The sequence below is a fragment of the Aeromonas sp. DNRA1 genome (assembly GCF_963888745.1).
Classification (GTDB): domain Bacteria; phylum Pseudomonadota; class Gammaproteobacteria; order Enterobacterales; family Aeromonadaceae; genus Aeromonas; species Aeromonas hydrophila.
In genome coordinates, this window is sequence record NZ_CAWPKQ010000008.1 from 41358 (window position 1) to 60167 (window position 18810).

Annotated in this window: 18 protein-coding genes; 8 read left to right on the plus strand and 10 right to left on the minus strand. The window is 64.1% G+C overall.

Going from position 1 to position 18810, the window contains the following annotated elements; genetic code table 11:
• Window positions 1–24: 24 nt before the first annotated feature.
• The 6 genes from AACQ43_RS20045 to AACQ43_RS20070 form a co-directional block, all read right to left on the minus strand.
• Complete coding sequence (locus tag AACQ43_RS20045) at window positions 25–672, minus strand: LysE family translocator (protein WP_168968499.1); 648 nt, start codon at window positions 670–672, stop codon at window positions 25–27.
• A 79-nt stretch (window positions 673–751) separates the two neighbouring features.
• Window positions 752–1570, minus strand: a complete 819-nt coding sequence (locus tag AACQ43_RS20050; RefSeq protein ID WP_168968501.1) for an AraC family transcriptional regulator — start codon at window positions 1568–1570, stop codon at window positions 752–754.
• Between the two features lie 67 nt (window positions 1571–1637).
• Window positions 1638–2540 (minus strand): EamA family transporter RarD, encoded by a 903-nt coding sequence (gene rarD / locus AACQ43_RS20055; RefSeq protein WP_011704249.1) that lies wholly within the window; start codon window positions 2538–2540, stop codon window positions 1638–1640.
• Between the two features lie 125 nt (window positions 2541–2665).
• Window positions 2666–2839: a hypothetical protein gene (locus AACQ43_RS20060; RefSeq protein ID WP_016349064.1), complete on the minus strand. Its 174-nt coding sequence runs from the start codon at window positions 2837–2839 to the stop codon at window positions 2666–2668.
• Window positions 2840–2964: 125 nt separating this feature from the next.
• Window positions 2965–4461 (minus strand): aldehyde dehydrogenase, encoded by a 1497-nt coding sequence (locus AACQ43_RS20065; RefSeq protein ID WP_029305041.1) that lies wholly within the window; start codon window positions 4459–4461, stop codon window positions 2965–2967.
• A gap of 261 nt (window positions 4462–4722) precedes the next feature.
• Window positions 4723–5265, minus strand: coding sequence for a cupin domain-containing protein (locus AACQ43_RS20070; RefSeq protein WP_011704252.1), 543 nt, complete (start codon window positions 5263–5265; stop codon window positions 4723–4725).
• Window positions 5266–5450: 185 nt separating this feature from the next.
• Here AACQ43_RS20070 and AACQ43_RS20075 point away from each other — a divergent pair, with 185 nt between their 5' ends.
• The 6 genes from AACQ43_RS20075 (at window position 5451) to AACQ43_RS20100 (ending at window position 12036) form a co-directional block, all read left to right on the plus strand.
• Entirely contained in the window at window positions 5451–6782 is a 1332-nt protein-coding gene (locus AACQ43_RS20075; RefSeq protein ID WP_076362609.1) for an aspartate aminotransferase family protein, read from the plus strand.
• Between the two features lie 98 nt (window positions 6783–6880).
• Complete coding sequence (locus tag AACQ43_RS20080) at window positions 6881–8377, plus strand: CoA-acylating methylmalonate-semialdehyde dehydrogenase (protein ID WP_168968503.1); 1497 nt, start codon at window positions 6881–6883, stop codon at window positions 8375–8377.
• An 84-nt stretch (window positions 8378–8461) separates the two neighbouring features.
• On the plus strand, window positions 8462–9217 hold the full coding sequence (locus tag AACQ43_RS20085) for a glutamine amidotransferase-related protein (RefSeq protein ID WP_168968505.1): 756 nt from the start codon (window positions 8462–8464) through the stop codon (window positions 9215–9217).
• Complete coding sequence (ald, locus tag AACQ43_RS20090; RefSeq protein ID WP_076362606.1) at window positions 9214–10329, plus strand: alanine dehydrogenase; 1116 nt, start codon at window positions 9214–9216, stop codon at window positions 10327–10329. The genes AACQ43_RS20085 and ald overlap by 4 nt, the downstream gene beginning before the upstream one ends.
• A 115-nt stretch (window positions 10330–10444) precedes the next feature.
• Window positions 10445–11284: a PfkB family carbohydrate kinase gene (locus tag AACQ43_RS20095; RefSeq protein WP_076362605.1), complete on the plus strand. Its 840-nt coding sequence runs from the start codon at window positions 10445–10447 to the stop codon at window positions 11282–11284.
• Window positions 11285–11583: 299 nt separating this feature from the next.
• Window positions 11584–12036 (plus strand): Rrf2 family transcriptional regulator, encoded by a 453-nt coding sequence (locus tag AACQ43_RS20100; RefSeq protein ID WP_011704258.1) that lies wholly within the window; start codon window positions 11584–11586, stop codon window positions 12034–12036.
• A 58-nt stretch (window positions 12037–12094) separates the two neighbouring features.
• Here AACQ43_RS20100 and AACQ43_RS20105 read toward each other — a convergent pair whose 3' ends face one another.
• On the minus strand, window positions 12095–12607 hold the full coding sequence (locus tag AACQ43_RS20105; protein WP_168968507.1) for a ferredoxin-type protein NapF: 513 nt from the start codon (window positions 12605–12607) through the stop codon (window positions 12095–12097).
• A gap of 138 nt (window positions 12608–12745) precedes the next feature.
• Between AACQ43_RS20105 and AACQ43_RS20110 the strand changes: the two genes are divergently transcribed.
• Both AACQ43_RS20110 and rmuC read left to right on the plus strand, forming a co-directional pair.
• Entirely contained in the window at window positions 12746–12961 is a 216-nt protein-coding gene (locus tag AACQ43_RS20110; RefSeq protein ID WP_016349071.1) for a hypothetical protein, read from the plus strand.
• Complete coding sequence (rmuC, locus tag AACQ43_RS20115) at window positions 12958–14298, plus strand: DNA recombination protein RmuC (RefSeq protein WP_060390898.1); 1341 nt, start codon at window positions 12958–12960, stop codon at window positions 14296–14298. The genes AACQ43_RS20110 and rmuC overlap by 4 nt, the downstream gene beginning before the upstream one ends.
• Before the next feature lie 104 nt (window positions 14299–14402).
• Here the strand turns inward: rmuC and AACQ43_RS20120 are convergent, their stop codons facing one another.
• From AACQ43_RS20120 to rsmB, 3 genes are all read right to left on the minus strand, one after another.
• A complete protein-coding gene (locus AACQ43_RS20120) occupies window positions 14403–15845 on the minus strand; it encodes a TrkH family potassium uptake protein (protein WP_024944658.1) in 1443 nt (480 codons plus the stop codon).
• Window positions 15846–15941: 96 nt separating this feature from the next.
• Complete coding sequence (trkA, locus tag AACQ43_RS20125) at window positions 15942–17318, minus strand: Trk system potassium transporter TrkA (RefSeq protein ID WP_011704263.1); 1377 nt, start codon at window positions 17316–17318, stop codon at window positions 15942–15944.
• 147 nt (window positions 17319–17465) lie between these two features.
• The gene (gene rsmB, locus AACQ43_RS20130; protein WP_168968510.1) at window positions 17466–18758 is read right to left on the minus strand and encodes a 16S rRNA (cytosine(967)-C(5))-methyltransferase RsmB; all 1293 of its coding nucleotides are present in this window, start codon (window positions 18756–18758) and stop codon (window positions 17466–17468) included.
• Window positions 18759–18810 lie beyond the last annotated feature (52 nt).

Below are 18810 nucleotides of genomic sequence, written 5' to 3' on the forward strand. Positions count from 1 at the left end.
TTTTTCATAGGGGCAAGACAGGGATCAGTGCAGGACCAGGGCATAGGCCTCGCCGGCCATGCCGGTCAGGATGGAGAGGCTGACCGCGCCAAACAGCAGGCCGGTGACCAGATTGAGCGGACGCTGCACGCGGCCGAGCAGGCGCTGGGCCCGTACGGTGGAGAGGCTCCAGGCCAGCACCCCGAACCAGACCAGGGAGAGCAGGAACAGCTCCAGTACCAGCAGGCCTCGGGTCAGGCCGTCCACCTGGGGTGTCACCATGGCGGCCAGCAGCCCCATGAAGAACAGCAGAGCCTTGGGGTTGAGCAGGTTGGTGGCAATGCCGCGCTGCACCCCCTTGCGCCAACCTTGCGCCTCGCCGCCTGCGCGCAGGGCGAGCTCGGCCGAGCTGCGCCAGGCCGCCTTGAGAGCCCCCCAGCCGAGCCAGCCCAGATAGAGAGCGCCGACCACCTTCACCGTCATGAACAGCCATGGGTGTTCGGCAATCAGCAGGCTGATGCCGGTGAGGCTGAGGGTGGCGTGCACCACAATCGCCAGGGCGATGCCGAGTGCCGCCCCGAGAGCGGTGGGCCTGTGCAGGCTGGTGCGCAGGATCAGCGCGAAGTCCGGGCCCGGGCTCGCCAGAGCGATGAGATGGATGAGACCTATGGTCAGAAACAGGCTGGTGAACATGGAAACCTCTGCGACAGTATCGAGTTCACAGCATGGCGGATCGCAGGGGGGCGGGATTGTAAAAGATTGCAGTGCGGAGTTAGTCAGTGCGCCCAATGGCGGCCAGCATCTGCTGGCGAAAATCGGCGGGGGTGAGGCCGAACGCCTGGCGAAAACCGTGATGGAAGTGGCTCTGATCGAAGAAACCGACTGCCAGCGCCACCTCGCTCACCGGCAGGCCGCGGCCGAGCAGGCGCTTGCTCTGCTCGAGCCGCAACCGCTTGAGCCAGGCGTAGGGGGTCATGCCGGTCTTTTTCTTGAACTGGCGCAGAAAGGCGAAGCGATCCAGCCCGAACAGGGCGGCCAGATCCTCCAGACTGTGGCGCTCATCCAGCCGGGCCATCAGGTAGTCGCGCAGGAACCTGAGCTGAGGGTCGGCCAGGGCGTGGCGCTCGGGGGCGATGTGCAGCAGCTCGCCGAGCAGGGCCAGCAGCTGGCTCTCCGCCAGCAGGCCGTCGGGGCTGGGGTTGTCCAGATACATGTGCAGCCGGGCAAATCCCTGATAGAGGTCGGGGCGGCTCTGCAATCCCTTGTCGAAGAAGGGCTCCGGGCTGTCTGGCAGCCAGCGGGCCAGCTGTTCGGGGGCGATGGCGAACACCCGCACCTCGTACCCTTCCGGCCGCAGGCTGAGGCCATCGTGCATCTCGTCCGGGTTGACGGTGGAGAGCTCGCCGCGCACCAGGTGGTGGCTGTTGCCCTTGTGGATGAATTTCTGGCCGCCCTGCTGCACCAGACCTATGTGGTAGTCCAGGTGAACATGGCGGCCATAGCTGAACTCCCTGTGGTGGGAGTGGGAGAGTTCAACCCCCGGCAGCAGCCGGGATTGCCAGTAGTGGATGCGGGAGTGGGATGTGCTCATCGGCTATTGATAACCTGAAACCCATGGGTGGGCTTGTAGATTATTGCAGCGTCAGGCGAGCGTCCCGTCAAGCCTGCTCCGCAGCCTGCCGGCGCTTGCCGCTGCGCAGCCCGTCCAGACTGAACAGCACCAGCGCGCTCCAGATGAAGGCGAAGGTGATCATCTTGTCCAGCGCCAGCGCCTCGCCATAGAGGGTGACCGCCAGGATGAACATCAGGCTTGGCCCTATGTACTGGAAGAAGCCCAGGGTGGAGAGCTTGAGCCGGGTGGCTGCGGCGGTGAAGCAGAGCAGGGGAGCCGTGGTGACGGCACCGGCGGCGATCAGCAGCAGGTTGAGGTGCCAGTCATTCTGGGTGAGATGGCTGGTGGGGCTGTCGGCAAAGCCCCACAGATAGATGGCGGCGGGTGGCAGCATGATCAGGGTCTCGATCAAGAGGCCGGTCAGCGCATCGAGGGCCAGCTTCTTGCGGATCAGGCCGTAGATGGCGAAGCTCGAGGCCAGCACCAGCGCGATCCAGGGCAGGGAGCCGAAGGCGATGATCTGGATGGCGACACCGATCGCCGCCAGCCCGACCGCCCACCACTGCAGCCGGCGCAGCTTCTCGCTCAGGAACAGCATGCCGAGCAGCACGTTGAACAGCGGGTTGATGTAGTAGCCGAGGCTGGCATCCAGCATGTGGCCATTGTTGATGGCCCAGATGAACAGCAGCCAGTTGCCGCCGACCGTGATGGAGGTAAAGGCCAGGGTGAGCAGTACTTTCGGCTGGCGCAGCACCGCCTGTACCTTGTGCCACTGGCGGCCGAGCAGGGTCAGCACCATCAGCAGGGCGCACGACCAGATCATCCGGTGGGTCAGGATTTCGGCGGCCGGCACGGCGGCAATGGTCTTGAAGTAGATGGGGGCCAACCCCCAAAGGGTATAGGCGCACAAGGCGTAGATGACGCCCTGGCGCTGAACGTGTTGCTGCATGCGGATAACCTTCACTGGAGAGTTGGATGCGGGAAAACATCGCAAAAAATCAGTGTAGCGATCCTTTTGCGGGGAAAGAAGTTAATAAATGATGATCAGCGGATTTTAACGGCGTACTGCCCGGCTCAGCGGCCACCACCACGGCGGATCTTGTCCACGTCCAGCAGCAGCCACAGCATGAGAGCGATGGCGGAGATCCAGGGGCCCCAGGTCACGTAGGCCTCACCGTGTCCCAACATGTAGAACAGCAGCGGCAGTCCTATCACCAGAAACAGTACACTTCCCAGAAAAAATAACATTTTTATCTTTATATTTAAGGGCTTGTCTATTTGATGATTATATCGATTGAGGCTGGCGATGAAAGGGCAAAAATGAAAAAGGGGGATTTCTCCCCCCAATTTGCAGATAAGCGTCATTTCTGATGTTATTCGAGCTGGATCCAGGTGCTTTTCAGCTCGGTGTACTTCTCCAGCGCATGCAGTGACTTGTCGCGGCCGTTGCCGGACTGCTTGAAGCCGCCGAACGGCATGGTCATGTCGCCGCCATCCCAGTTGTTGACGAACACAGTGCCGGCACGCAGGGCGCGGGAGCCTTTCACCGCCTTGTTGAGATCCGCCGTCCAGATCGCGGCCGCCAGGCCGTAGTCGGTGTCGTTGCCGAGCGCAATGGCCTCTTCCAGCGTGTCGAAGCCGGTTACCGCCAGCACGGGGCCGAAGATCTCCTCGCGGAAGATGCGCATCTCGGGGGTCACTTCGTCGAAGATGGTGGGTTCGATGTAGAAGCCGCCGCTCTCGGTATTGGTGCGCTTGCCCCCCAGCAGCAGCTTGGCGCCCTCCTGCTGGCCGATGGCGATGTAGTTGAGCACCTGCTCCATCTGGATATGATCCACCATGGCGCCGATACGGGTGGCAGGGTCGAGCGGGTTGGCCGAGATCCATTCGCGGGCATGGGCCAGCAGCCGGTCCATGAACTGCGGCTTGATGCTGTTTTGCACCAGCAGGCGAGAGGCGGCGGTACACACCTCGCCCTGGTTGTAGAAGATGGCGCCGGCGGCGCTTTTGGCGGCGGCGTCCAGGTCAGGCGCATCCGCCAGTATGATGTTGGGGCTCTTGCCGCCGCACTCCATAAAGGCGCGCTTGAGGTTGGACTTGCCGGAGCACTGCACCAGATGCTTGCCGATCTTGGTGGAGCCGGTGAAGGTGATGCAGTCCACGTCCATGTGCATGGCCAGCGCCTCGCCCACGGTATGGCCGAAGCCCGGCAGCACGTTGAACACGCCGTCGGGGATGCCGGCCTCCTTGGCAAGACCCGCGATGCGCAGAGCGGTGAGCGGGGATTTCTCGGAGGGTTTCAGGATCACCGAGTTGCCGGTGGCGAGTGCCGGCCCCAGCTTCCAGCAGGCCATCACCAGCGGGAAGTTCCACGGCACGATGGCGGCGACCACCCCGAGCGGTTCGCGGGTCACCAGCGCCAGGGCGGACTCTTCGACCGGGGCGACCTGATCGTAAATCTTGTCGATGGCTTCGGCGTTCCAGGCGATGCAGTTGGCGGCGGCGGGGGCGTCATAGCCCATGGCGTCGCCGATGGGTTTGCCCATGTCGAGCGACTCCAGCAGCGCCAGCTCCACCTTGTTGAGCCGCATCAGTTCGGCGAAGCGCTGCAGGATCTGCTTGCGCTGCTTGGGCGGCAGACCACTCCAGCGCTTGTCGTCAAAGGCGGTGCGGGCAGCCTGCACCGCCAGTTCGGCATCGGCGGCGTCACAGGCGGCGACCTTGGTCAGCAGCTTGCCGTTGGCCGGGTTGATGCAGTCGAAGGTGGCGCCGTTGATGGCGTCCCGGTAGCTGCCGTCGATGAAGGCTTGCGAGGGCAGGGTCAGGTGGGAGGCCTTGTGTTGCCACTGGGCCAGGGTCAGGTCACTCATGTTCACTCCTTGAACCGGCAAAAAGTCAGTTTCCGCGTATCAATATGCTAAACATCCTGCCGCTTGTAAATCCATCTTGTAACAATTCGTTAAACACTTTGCCAATTTGGCCTCATCCGGCATCCGTCCCGGCGAGGGTTTCCGGTGGGGCAAACCACACCGCAAGGGCGGGCCGTCGGCGCCTGCCAAACCGGAGGCCAGCGCGAAGGGACTGGTCGCTGTGCTGGGTCCGCCAAGGGGCGGTGTCTCCCCTCTCATGGCTTAGAAACTGGCGGGGGTGTTGGCCGAGATCAGCACGCATTCGTGCTCATCCACATTGCGGAAACGGTGCGGGGTGCGGCTGTCGAAGTAGTAGCCGTCTCCCGGTGTCAGCAGGTAGACCTGCTCGCCGACGGTGACCTCCACCTGGCCCTGGATGACGATGCCGCACTCTTCGCCTTCGTGGCTCAGCATGTCGTCACCCGTGTCGGCGCCCGGTGGCAGTATCTCCTGCATCATGCCGATGGCACGGTTGGCGCGGCTGTGGCCCACCAGGCGGTAGCTGATGGGGTGGGTACCGAGATCCGGCATGTCGGCGGCGCGGAAGATCACCTCGGAGTCCATCTCCGTCTCATCGGTGAAGAAGGTGGCCAGCGACATGGGAATGCCTTCCAGCACCTTGCGCAGAGAAGCGACCGAGGGGCTCACCTGATTTTTCTCGATTTGGGAGATAAAGCCGTTGGTCACACCGGAGCGTTTCGCCAGCTCGCGCTGGGAGAGGGCCGCCTTGGTGCGAACCGCCTTGAGGCGGTGACCGATATCCATCGATAGACACTCCTTGACTGTTTACTATTATTAAATTTGTGTTAAATATCTTATACCACCCCGCTCAGAGCAGCTAGTCGGGTGATACCACATGGGGCAAGTTTGAGCCCCTTTTTAAGATTTCAGGTGTTTAATTTAATAGGCATTGGCCGATAGTTACTAAACACCTTAAGGATGAGGTGACCATGAAACCGATCAGCGACATCAATACCCCCTCCGACATGTCCGCTTTCTGGATGCCGTTCACCGCCAACCAGCAGTTCAAGGCGGCGCCGCGCATCCTGAAGTCGGCAGAGGGGATGTATTATCACTCAGAGGATGGCCGCAAGATACTGGATGGCACTGCCGGGCTCTGGTGTTGCAACGCGGGTCATGGTCGGCGCGAGATTGCCGAGGCGGTTTCCCAGCAGATTTCCCACCTCGATTTTGCCCCCACATTCCAGATGGGGCACCCCCTGCCGTTCGAGCTGGCCAACCGGCTGGTGGAGATCGCCCCCAAGGGGCTTGGCCACGTCTTCTATACCAACTCCGGTTCGGAATCGGTGGATACCGCGCTCAAGATCGCGCTGGCCTGGCAGCGGGCGCGCGGTCAGGGCACCCGTACCCGGCTGATCGGCCGTGAGCGTGGTTACCACGGGGTCGGCTTCGGCGGCATCTCGGTGGGGGGCATTCCCGGCAACCGCAAGTGGTTCGGCTCCCTGCTGGGCGGGGTGGATCACCTGCCCCACACCCTCAACATCGCCAAGAATGCCTTCACCAAGGGGCTGCCCGAGGAGGATGTGGCGTTGGCCGACGAGCTGGAGAAGATCGTCTTCCTGCACGATGCCAGCAACATAGCGGCGGTGATCGTCGAACCCATCGCCGGCAGTACCGGCGTGCTGATGCCCCCCAAAGGCTACCTCAAGCGGCTGCGGGAGATCTGTACCAAACACGGCATCCTGCTGATCTTCGACGAAGTGATCACCGGTTTCGGCCGCCTCGGCTCTCCCTTCGCAGCACAAGAATTCGACGTCATCCCCGACATGATCACCTGTGCCAAGGGGCTGACCAACGGCGCCATCCCCATGGGGGCCGTGCTGGTGAGCAACGCCATCTATGACGACATGATGGCGGCCGGCAAGGGGGCCATCGAGCTGTTCCACGGCTACACCTACTCCGGCCATCCGGTGGCTGCGGCTGCGGGTCTGGCGACCCTCGAGATCTATCGCAACGAGAACCTGCTGAGCCGCGCCGCCGATCTGGCGGGCTACTGGGAGGAGGCGGCCCATTCGCTCAAGGGCTGCAAGCATGTGAAGGATGTGCGCAACTATGGGCTGGTGGCGGGCATCGAGCTGGAATCCATGCCGGATGCGCCGGGCAAGCGCGCCTATGAGGTGTTTGTTCGCTGCTTCGAGAAGGGGGCGCTGATCCGCGTCACCGGCGACATCATCGCCCTGTCGCCACCCCTCATCATCGAGCGCAGCCAGATCGACGATCTCTTCACCCTGCTGCAGGACGCCCTGCAGGCCCAGGACTGACTTTTAACTGATTGATGGCGCCCGTCGCGGCGCCACTTGCCCGTGCCTGCTCCCCGGGGCGGCGCGGGCAGGCACGCATAACCCATCACGGAGGATTTATGACATACAGGGTCAGCAACTTCATCGACGGCGAGACGACCGAGAGCCGCAGCGAGCGCTTCGGGGCCATCTTCAATCCCGCCACCGGCCAGCAGCAGGGCCAGGTGGTGCTCAGCACCGCCGCCGAGTGCCAGGATGCCATCGCCAGCGCCGAGCGCGCCCTGGCTGACTGGGCGCAGACTCCGCCGCTGGTGCGGGCCCGGGTGCTGTTTCGCTTCAAGGAGTTGATGGAGCAGCACAGGGACGATCTGGCGCGGCTGATCAGTCGCGAGCACGGCAAGGTCTTCTCCGATGCGCAGGGTGAGTTGACCCGCGGGCTGGAGGTGGTGGAGTTTGCCTGCGGCATTCCCCATCTGCTCAAGGGGGAGCACTCCCTCAACGTGGGCCGCGGGGTCGACAGCCACTCCATGATGCAGCCGGTGGGCGTCTGCGCCGGCATCACCCCGTTCAACTTCCCGGCCATGGTGCCGCTGTGGATGTTCCCGGTGGCCATCGCCTGCGGCAACACCTTCATTCTCAAGCCGTCCGAGAAGGATCCGTCCCTCTCCCTGCGCATGGCCGAGCTGCTCAAGCAGGCCGGCCTGCCGGACGGGGTGCTCAACGTGGTCAACGGCGACAAGGAGGTGGTGGACGTGCTGCTGACCGACCCGCGGGTCAGTGCCGTGTCGTTTGTCGGCTCCACTCCCATCGCCCAGTACATCTATGCCACCGCCTCGGCCCACGGCAAGCGGGTGCAGGCGCTGGGTGGCGCCAAGAACCATATGCTGGTGATGCCGGATGCGGATCTCGAGCTGGCGGTCTCCGCCCTGATGGGGGCGGCCTACGGTGCCGCCGGCGAGCGCTGCATGGCCATTTCGGTGGCCGTGGTGGTGGGGGATGAGACGGCCGATGCGCTGGTGGCCAAGCTGTCGCCGCTGGTGGCGGCGCTGCGGGTGGGCCCGGGACTGGGCCAGACCCCGGAGAACGAGATGGGGCCCCTCATCAGCCGCGAGCACCTGGCCAAGGTGCGCGGTTATGTGGATCAGGGGGTGGCCGAGGGGGCCGAGCTGGTGGTGGACGGCCGGGGCCTGAGCCACGGCGAGGGTTACTTCATCGGCGGCAGCCTGTTCGACCGGGTCGGCCCAGAGATGCGCATCTACCGGGAGGAGATCTTCGGTCCGGTGCTGGCCATCGTGCGGGCGCCGGACTACGAGACGGCGCTCAGGCTCATCAACGAACACGAGTACGGCAACGGCACCGCCATCTTCACCTGTGACGGCGACACCGCGCGGGACTTCACCGCCCGCGTGCAGGTCGGTATGGTAGGGGTGAACGTTCCCATCCCGGTGCCCATGGCGTTTCACAGCTTTGGTGGCTGGAAGCGGTCCATCTTCGGGCCGCTCAACATGCACGGGCCGGATGGGGTGCGCTTCTATACCCGGATGAAGACGGTGACTGCCCGCTGGCCCCAGAGCCTGCGGGCGGGCGCGGAGTTCTCCATGCCGACAATGAAGTAATCAACCATGCAGCAGCTAGCCCGGACATGGCCCGGTGGCAGGAATCCACCTTCGTTCGCCGCTATCACTGTGAAGGAGTAACAGATGCGACTGGGAATTCTCGATTGTGACCGGCTGGACCCCGACTTGGTGGGGGATTTCGGCCCCGTTTACTCCGAGATGTTTATCAAGGGCTTCCGGGCACTGGCCCCCGGGCTGGAGTTTCGGGTCTGGTCGGCGCTCGATGGCGAGCTGCCGGCCGATCTGCACGAGTGCGATGCCTGGCTCATCACCGGCTCGCGCCATGATGCCTACAGCGACATCCCCTGGATCCGGGCGCTGCGCGACTGGATCCGGCGTGCCCACGATGCCGACGTCAAGCTGGCCGGGGTCTGCTTCGGCCACCAGGTGATCGCCCAGGCGCTGGGGGGCGAGGTGATGAAGTCCACCAAGGGTTGGGGGCTGGGGGTGTCGGTTCATCCCATGCTGGCGCGGCAACCCTGGATGGAGCCGGGGCTCGAGACCATCCGGATCCTGGCCAGCCACCAGGATCAGGTGGAGCAGCTGCCGCCGGGGGCCACCCGGCTGGCGGGCAATGATTTTTGTCCCAATTTCATGTTTTTGCAGGGTGACCACATAGTGGCCATCCAGGGACATCCGGAATTCTCGGTGGAGTACAACCGGGCGCTGATCGAGCGGCGGCGGGATCTGCTGCCGGACGATCGTTACCAGCGCAGCCTCTCCTCGCTGGAGGGAGAGGTGGATTCGGCCACCATGATGCAGTGGTTGTTGCAATTTTTGGGCATCCTGCCCGGCGTCGACACGGCCGCCGGCGGGATCACAGCAGGAGAGCGAGCATGATTATTGGCGTACCCAAGGAAATCAAAAACCATGAATACCGGGTCGGCATGACTCCCGCCGGAGTGCAGGAGCTGACGGCCCGGGGACACAAGGTGCTGGTGCAGCAGCAGGGAGGCGAGGCGATCGGGCTGTCCGACGCCGAGTACCAGGCAGCCGGTGCCGAACTGGTGGCCAGCGCGGCGGAGATCTTCGCCCGGGCCGAAATGATAGTGAAGGTGAAGGAGCCCCAGCCGGAGGAGTGCGAACTGCTCAGGCCGGGTCAGCTGCTGTTCACCTATCTGCACCTGGCGCCGGATCCGGTGCAGACCCAACTGCTGGTGCACTCGGGGGCGGTGGCCATCGCCTACGAGACGGTGACCGACGATCGCGGCGGCCTGCCGCTGCTGGCGCCCATGTCCGAGGTGGCGGGGCGGATGGCGATCCAGGCCGGCGCCCACAGCCTGGAGAAGGCGCAGGGGGGCAACGGCACCCTGCTGGGCGGGGTGCCGGCGGTGGCGCCCGCCAAGGTGGTGGTGTTGGGTGGCGGGGTGGTCGGCGTCAACTCGGCGCGCATGGCGCTGGGACTGGGGGCCGACGTCACCATCCTGGATCGCTCCCTGCCGCGACTGCGGGAGCTGGACAGCCTGTACGGCCCGGCCCTCAAGACCCTCTACTCCACCCGTACCAATATCGAGGCGTGCATCGCTCAGGCCGATCTGGTGATCGGCGCCGTGCTGATCCCGGGGGCGGCGGCGCCCAAGCTGCTGACCCGCGACATGCTCAAGCTGATGCGCAAGGGCTCGGTGCTGGTGGACGTGGCCATCGATCAGGGCGGCTGTTTCGAGACCTCCCACCCGACCACCCACGAGGAGCCCACCTACGTGGTGGACGGCATCATCCACTACTGCGTGGCCAACATGCCGGGTGGGGTGGCGCGCACCTCCACCTTCGCGCTGACCAACGCCACCCTGCCGTTCGTGCTGGCGCTGGCGGATAAGGGCTACGCCCGGGCGCTGCAGGACGATCACCACCTGCGGGCCGGTCTGAACGTGTTCAAGGGCAAGATCACCCAGGCGGCGGTGGCGCAGGCGCTCGGCTACGAGTACGTCAGCGCCGAGTCGGTACTGGGCTGACGCAGCCGTCGCGCGCTCGGCAAACGTCGAGCGGGCTCACAAACCCCGCGATTTCAGGGAGGGCCGTCACGGCCCTTTCTCATATACTGGGCTCCCCTGTCAGTGAGGTCTCTTCATGTCCCGCATTCTGCTGCTCGCCAATCTCAACTGTGATCACGTGCTCTCCCTCTCTGAACCCCTGGTGGCCGGCGCCCGCCTGCAATACCTGGATCAGGGCCGCCGACTCGGCGGCGGCGCCGCCAACACCGGCATCGGACTGGTGTGGGCCGGCCACGAGGTGACCATCGCCTCGCGCATCGGGCTGGATGAAACCGGCGACTGGCTGTTGGAGCAGGCGGCGGGCTACGGTCTGGATTGCAGCCATGTGGAGCGCTTCGGCGGCGAGACCGGCGAGCTGCTGATCCTGGTGGACTCCACCGGCGAGCGCACCATCCTCCGGCGGCCACGGCGCCCGGATCTGCCGGGGGATCTGCCGAGCGAGGGGGTAGACTGCCTCTATGTGAACTACCCGGGTACCGCCATCATCGGTTACATGCGCCAGATGCTCGGCAAGAGCTTCGTGGTGGCTCAGTATCCCAAGGGTGGCCAGGCGCGTCGCCCCTGCCACGTGCTGGTGGCCTCACGCTCCGATCTCGGCGAGGTGGACGACCTCTGGCAGCATGCCCGCCAGATCGCCGGCGAGCAGCTGGCCTGGCTGGTGCTGACCGAAGGCAAGGCGGGGGCGGTGGCTATTCACGGCGAGGAGCAGATCCGGGTGGCGGCGCGGCCGGTGTCGGTGGTGGACACCACGGGGGCGGGGGATGCCTTCGCTGGCGGCCTGATCCACGGGCTGGCGCGAGGCATGGCGATCCGGGATGCGCTGCAGTGCGCGGTGGACTGGGGCGCCTTCGCGGTCGCTTCCGAGAGTTCCATCCCCTCCAGCGCCCTGAAAAACTGGCTCAGGCAGCCGCACTGAGCCGCCATGAACCCTTGCCGATGAGGTCTCCTTGCTCGGGCCTAGGCGGAGGGGAAAACCGGCGAATTTAACCGCCATAACCCCCCAAAACCTTGGACTAACCCGGCAAGTTTGCGATCAATCAAAGAAAGTGTCGATTTATGTGCATCTTCATCGACACCCGCCTGAGCTGCTCTTAACCTTGTCATTCCACGACTCAGATTAAGATGCGGACCTTGCGCGGGCGCAAGCGCTTCCCCGCCTCTTAGCTTTAGGTTGTCGTCCTGATTTCTGACTTGTAGTAAGAGGCAAGTGCGACCATGCAACTGACACGATTTACCGACTATGCCCTGCGTACCCTGACTTTTCTGGCGGTCCAGCCGGGAGATCGCCTGTCGACCATCACCGAGGTGGCCGATACCTTTGCCATCTCCCGCAACCACGTGGTCAAGATAGTGCATCAGCTCGGCATCAAGGGGTACATAGAGACGGTGCGTGGCAAGCACGGCGGCATTCGCCTCGGCCGTTCCGCCGTTTCCATCAACCTGCGCGATGTGGTGATGGACATGGAGCACGTGCTTTGCCCGGTGGACTGCAAGCGCGAGAACTGCCGCCTCTCCGGTGGCTGCCGCATTCAGGGTATTTTGCGCCGCGCCATGAACGCCTTCCTCGAGGTACTGGGGGAGTACACCCTGGCCGATGCGGTGCGCGATCCGACCCGGCTCTGCCACCTGCTCGGCATCGAACAGGATTCCATTCTGGCCATGGCATAAGCCAGGCAAGCATGACAAAGGGGCCCATGGGCCCCTTTGTCATGCTTGGGATTTGGGTTCAGAGCTGGGGGATCAGGGTGATGGCACCGTGCAGGCAGGCGAGACCGCAGGCGCCGCAGCCGTCGCAGGCCGCCATGTTGATGCTGACGCCGTCGGCGGTGGCCTTGATCGCCTGCTGGGGGCAGGCATCTTCACACAGCAGGCAATAGAAGCCCTGTCGGGCCTGGCAACTGGCCTCGATCCGCACCCGGGTCTGTACCTGACGACCCAGCTGCAGGTCGAGGGCGCCGGTCGGACAGGCTCTGGCGCAGCTGCCGCAATAGCTGCACTGGCCGCAGGCGAGATCCAGCACGGGCGTGCCGGCAATGGGGGTGTCGTCGTATTCGGGCTGGTTGGCCGGTTTGAGCAGGCCGTTGGGACAGGCCTTGAAGCATTCACCGCAGCGGGAGCAGAGGGAGAGGAACTGGGACTCTTCGATGGCCCAGGGGGGACGTGCTTCGTGACAAACCACCTCCGGTTTGCGAGAGCCCCCCAATGCTTGCGTTAGCCGGCGACAGAAAAAATGAGTCATGCTCACCCCTTATACCTATTAGGGGTTAATTTTATCCAAGTTTCCCTTCGCAAGCCAGAGAATAGCGCCGGCCAGGATCGCAAGCCGGGTTGCCCTTGTGTAAGCTAGGCGGGTCTTTTTGCAGGATTGAATGAACTCATGTGGTTATTTCTGTGGCGTGCTTCTCTGCTCTATGTCTTCCCCTTGCTGATGTGGGGCTACTGCCGCATCAAGGGGATCGAATTCGTCGAGCTCGACACCGGAGTTAACAGTCACAAGTGGGTGGTGCTGGCCGCCTATCTGCTCTATGTGCTGCTCTGGCTGCTGCTCAACCGCTATCTCGAACTCTTTCTGCGTCAGCGGAGCCGCAAATGATCGAGCCCGGGCTCTGGACCCTGCTGCTGCCTGCCGCCGTGCTGGCGGTCGGCATTGGCTGGCTGGCGGGCCGGCGTGGTGTGGCCCAGCTGGCCCAGCAGGTGCTGCTGAGCGAGGAGCGCCAGCAGGCGCTGCAGGATCGCTGTGACGAGCTGCAGGATGAAAAGTTGCAGAGCCAGCAGAAGCTGGAGCAGCAACAGACTCTGCTCATCAAGCTCACCGCCCGTCTCAAGGATGCCGAAGCCACCCTGCGCAGCGAGCGACTGGCCGCCGCCGAGAAGCTGCAACTGCAACAGGAGGCGGAACAGCGCCTCAGCCAGCAGTTCGAGAACCTCGCCAACCGGATCTTCGAGCAAAACTCGGGCAACTTCCGCGAACTGAACCAGAACAGCCTGGATCTGCTGCTGACGCCGCTGAAAGAGCAGCTCGAGGGCTTTCGCCGGCAGGTGGGGGAGACCCACGCCCAGGAGACGGCCCAGCGTCACAGCCTCAAGTTCGAGCTGGAGCGCCTGGCCGAGCTCAACGCCCGCATGACCGAGGAGGCGGCGGCGCTGACCCGCGCCCTCAAGGGGGACAGCAAGCAGCAGGGCAACTGGGGCGAGGTGGTGCTGGCGCGCATCCTCAGCGAATGCGGCCTGCGAGAAGGCCACGAGTACCATACCCAGGTCAACATCGAGGTGGACAAGGGCAAGCGCTACCAGCCCGACGTCATTGTCCACCTGCCGCAGGACAAGGACATCATCATCGACGCCAAGGTGTCGCTGACCGCCTACGAACGCTGGTACAACAGCGATGACGAGCTGGAGAAGGCGGTGGCGCTGAAAGAGCACGTCGCCTCGGTGCGCAACCATATCCGCGAGCTGGGCCGCAAGGATTACCAGCAGCTGCCCGGGGTGCGCACCCTCGATTACGTGCTGATGTTCGTGGCGGTGGAGCCCGCCTTCCTCACCGCGGTGGAGGCCGATCCCTCGCTGGTGCGATTCGGGCTCGACAACAACATTCTGCTGGTGAGCCCTACCAACCTGATGGTGGCGCTGCGCACCATCGAGAACCTGTGGCGCTACGAGCGGCAGAACCAGAATGCCCGCCAGATCGCCGAGCGGGCCGGCCGTCTCTACGAGAAGCTGCGGCTGTTCGTGGAGGAGATGCAGCAGCTGGGTGGCAGCCTGCACCGGGCGCAGGAGAGCTACGACAAGGCGATGGGGCGGCTGGTCAACGGGCGCGGCAACCTGATCGCCCAGGTGGAGCGCTTTCGCGAGCTGGGGGTGGAGGTGACCAAGACTCTGCCCGAACCGCTGGTCAACCGGGCGCTGGAGCGGGAAGACCCGGCCGAGTGAGGCGGGGCCTCATGTTTCATGCAACAAGAAGGGCGGCCAGTGGCTGCCCTTCTGCATTTCTTCGTCTTGATACCCTCCGCCATTCGATCTCGCGAACTCGCCGGTTACTGCTTCCAGAAGGAGGGGAAGAAGAGCACCGCCACGGTCAGGATCTCGAGCCGTCCCAGCAGCATGCCGAATGACAGGATCCACTTGGCCGAGTCCGGCAGGGTGGCGAAGTTGGTGCTGGGGCCGATGACCGGTCCCATGCCCGGACCCACGTTGGCCACGGCGGTGATGGAGCCCGAGATGGCAGTCAGGGGATCCAGCCCGATGGCGGCGAGCAGGGCGGCGATCAGCAGGATGACGGCGAAGTAGGCCAGCACGAACGAAATCATCGAGCGGATGATGGCGTCGTTGACCGGGCGGCCGTTGTACTTCTGCGGGAAGACGCCGGAGGGGTGCATCAGCTGGCGCATCTGCTTCTTGAACAGGGCGAACGCCACCTGTACCCGGAAGATCTTGAGGCCGCCGGCGGTGGAGCCGGAGCAGGCACCGAGCGCCAGCAGGATGATGAAGATGATGCTGGTGAGCGGGCCCCAGGTGCCGAAATCACCGAGCCCGAAGCCGGTGGTGGTGAGCACGGAGACGATGTTGAAGCAGCTGATGCGCAGGGCATCCATGAAGCCGTAGATGTCCCTTAGCCACAGATAGAAGGTGACCACCACGGTGACCCAGACTACCAGCCAGAAGAAGCCCTGGACCTGGGCGTCCTTGAGCAGGCTGTTGTCACGCCGGCTCAGGCTCTGTACGTAGAGCAGGAAGGGCAGGCCGCCGAGGAACATGAAGACGGTACCGATCCAGTGTGCCGAGTTGGAGAAGTGGGACATGGATTGATCGGAGGTGGAGTAGCCACCGGTGCTGAGGGTGGTCATCGAGTGGTTGACCGCCTCGAACAGGGTCATGCCGCTCACCCAGTAGGCCAGGAAGCAGAGCATGGAGAGCACCAGGTAGACCAGCACTATGTTGTTGGCCACAGTCTTGGCACGCGGCGCACTCTTGTCGGACCAATCCGAGCTCTCGGTCTGGAACAGCTTCATGCCGCCCACGTTGAGGTAGGGCAGCACCGCCACCGCCATCACGATGAAGCCTACCCCGCCCAGCCACTGCAGGATGGAGCGCCACAGCAATATGCTGTGGGCCATGCCGTCGAGCCCCGACAGCACGGTGGAGCCGGTGGTGGTGACCCCCGACATGGTCTCGAAGTAGGCGTCGGTAAAGTCGATGTGGTTGATGAAGAAGAAGGGCAAGGCGCCGAAGATGCAGGCCACCACCCAGACCGAGGTAGTGAGCAGGAACATCTCCCGCACGCCGAGGTGGAACACCGCCTTGCGGCCGTAATGCAGGCAAAGCAGGGCCGCACCGTGAGTGATCAGCACCGACTTGAGAAACTCGACGAACCCCTCGGAGCCGGTCAGCAGGGCCAGCAGGGTGGGCAGCCACATGAACAGGGCCAGCTTGGAGAGCACCAGCCCGAGGGTGAAGATGATGGGACGCAGCTTGATCATGCAAGATAACCTGGTCGTTGATTGACAAAAGACCCGGACAATCCCTGGTAGAGGTTGTGCCGGGTCTGGGTTGTGCTGCCTGAATGCATGGGCAGATTACAGGAAGAAGGGACTGGGCTGGAACAGACGCTCCACTTCCGGAATGTACTTCTTGTCCACCAGGAACATCACCACGTGGTCATCCTGCTGGATCTGGGTCCGGTCGTGGGCGATCAGCACCTCGTCACCGCGCACGATGGCGCCGATGGTGGTGCCGGGCGGCAGCTTGAGCTCGCCCACCGTCTTGCCGACCACCTTGGAGGTGTTCTCGTCCCCGTGGGCGATCGCCTCGATGGCCTCGGCCGCGCCGCGGCGCAGGCTGTAGACGTTGGCGATGTCGGCCCGGCGCACGTGGGTCAGCAGGGCCGAGATGGTGGCCTGCTGCGGCGAGATGGCGATGTCGATGGAGCCGCCCTGCACCAGATCCACGTAGGCGCTGCGCTGGATCAGCACCATGGTCTTCTTGGCGCCCATCTTCTTGGCGAGCAGGGCCGACATGATGTTGGCCTCGTCCTCGTTGGTTACCGCGATGAAGACGTCGATCTGGTCGATGTGCTCCTCCGCCAGCAGCTCCTGATCCGCCGCGTCGCCGCAGAAGACGATGGTGTTTTCCAGCACCTCGGAGAGCTGCTCCGCCCGCTTCTGGTTGCGCTCGATAAGCTTCACGCTGTAGCGCTTCTCCAGCTGGCGGGCGAGGCCGGCACCGATGTTGCCGCCGCCGACGATCATGATGCGCCGGTAGGGGCTCTCGAGCCGCTGCAGCTCCGACATCACGGCGCGGATATGGCCCGCCGCCGCCACGAAGAACACCTCGTCATCGGCCTCGATGATGGTGGTGCCCTGCGGACGGATGGAGCGGCCCTGACGAAAGATCGCCGCTACCCGGGTCTCGATGTTGGGCATGTGATCGCGTAGGGTGGAGAGGGCGTTGCCCACCAGCGGGCCGCCGTAGTAGGCCTTGACCGCCACCAGACCCACCTTGCCGCCGGCGAAGTCCACCACCTGCAGGGCGCCCGGGTACTCGATCAGCCGGCGCACGTAGTCGGTCACCAGCTGCTCGGGGGCGATCAGGTGATCCACCGGCACGGATTCGGGCAGGAACAGCCGGTCACGCTCCACCAGATAGGCCGGCGAACGGATCCGCGCCACCTTGTTGGGGGTGTTGAACAGGGAGTAAGCCACCTGGCAGGCGACCATGTTGGTCTCGTCGCTGTTGGTGACCGCGACCAGCATGTCGGCATCCTGGGCGCCCGCTTCGCGCAGCACTTTCGGATGGGCGCCGTGGCCGTTGACCACCCGCAGGTCGAACTTGTCCTGCAGCTCGCGCAGGCGGTCACTGTCGGTGTCGACGATGGTGATGTCGTTGTTCTCACCGGCCAGGTTCTCGGCCAGGGTGCCGCCAACCTGACCGGCGCCCAGAATGATGATCTTCATAGAACGGTCTCATGAGCGTCGCCGTTGCAACGGCGGCCAGGGGGCGTGGGGGCTGTCATCAACAGGATGAATCTCATAGGAAAAGCGCGCTCGATATTGGGCAGTAATGGGTGCCGCAAGCGGCACCCGTCGTGATTATGATCCTGCTTACCGCTTGATCAGCTTGGCATAGTAGAAGCCGTCCATCTCGACCTCGCCCGGCAGGAACTGGCGACCCGGGCACTCCGGGGTGTCCTGCGCATGCAGCGGCACCAGAGTGGCATCCGGGGTGGCCGCGAGGAAGGCGCGGATCTGGTCGCGGTTCTCTTCCGGCAGCACGGAGCAGGTGGCATACAGCAGAGTACCGCCGCTTTTCAGTTTCGACCAGAGGGCGCCGAGGATGCGGTGTTGCAGCTCGGCCAGCTCGCGGATGTCCTGATCCCGGCGCAGCCACTTGATGTCGGGATGACGGCGGATGACGCCGGTGGCGGAGCAGGGGGCATCCAGCAGGATGCGGTCGAACTGACCCTCCGGCCACCACAGATCCGGGGTGCTGGCATCGCCGTGGATCACCTTGGCAGTGAGGCCGATGCGATCCAGGTTCTCCTGCACCCGCTTGAGGCGGTTGTCGTCGGCATCGACCGCCACTACGCCAGCCAGCGCGGGCTGGCGCTCCAGCAGATGGGCGGTCTTGCCACCGGGGGCGGCGCAGGCATCCAGCACCCACTCGCCCGGCTGCGGGTCGAGCAGCGCGGCGGCCTGTTGTGCTGCGCCATCCTGTACCGAACAGTCGCCGACCTCGAAGCCGGGCAGCTTGGTCACGTCGCAGGGACGTTCCAGCAGGATGCAATCCTCACCCTCTTCACCGGCCATCGCATTGATGCCGGCCTCGGCCATGCGGGCCAGCATCTGCTCGCGGCTCTGGCGCTGGCTGTTGTTGCGAATCCACATCGGCGGGCGCTGGTTGTTGGCCTCCATGATGAATTCCCACTCATCCGGATAGGCCTGGCGCAGCCGCTTGGTGAGCCACTCCGGGTGGCCGAGACGAATGCTGGGGACACGGTCGATGCGCAGCAGAATGACTTCGGCGCTGCGCTGGAAGTTGCGCAGTACACCGTTGATGAGGCCGCGCAATGAGGTGCCCTTGAGCAGCTTGACGGCATTGACGGTCTCGGCCACCGCGGCGTGAGCCGGAATGCGGGTGTAGATGAGCTGGTAGAGGCCGACCAGGATCAGGTAGTGGAAGATGCGGCTCTTGTTCTTGAGCGGCTTGTCCATCATCTCGCCGACCGCCGCATCGAGGCGGGGTAGCCAGCGCAGGGTGCCGTAGCAGAGTTCTTGCAGGAGGGCGCGATCGCGGGGCGCAACCTTCTCCTGGGCAGCAGGCAGAACGGCGGAGAGGGACTGGCCCTGATCCAGCACCTGTTGGATGACGAGAGCAGCCTGTGCGCGTGTTTTCATAGTGTTACCTTAGATGCACAAGTCGGGGCCTGGGCACCGCCTTGTGTCAATT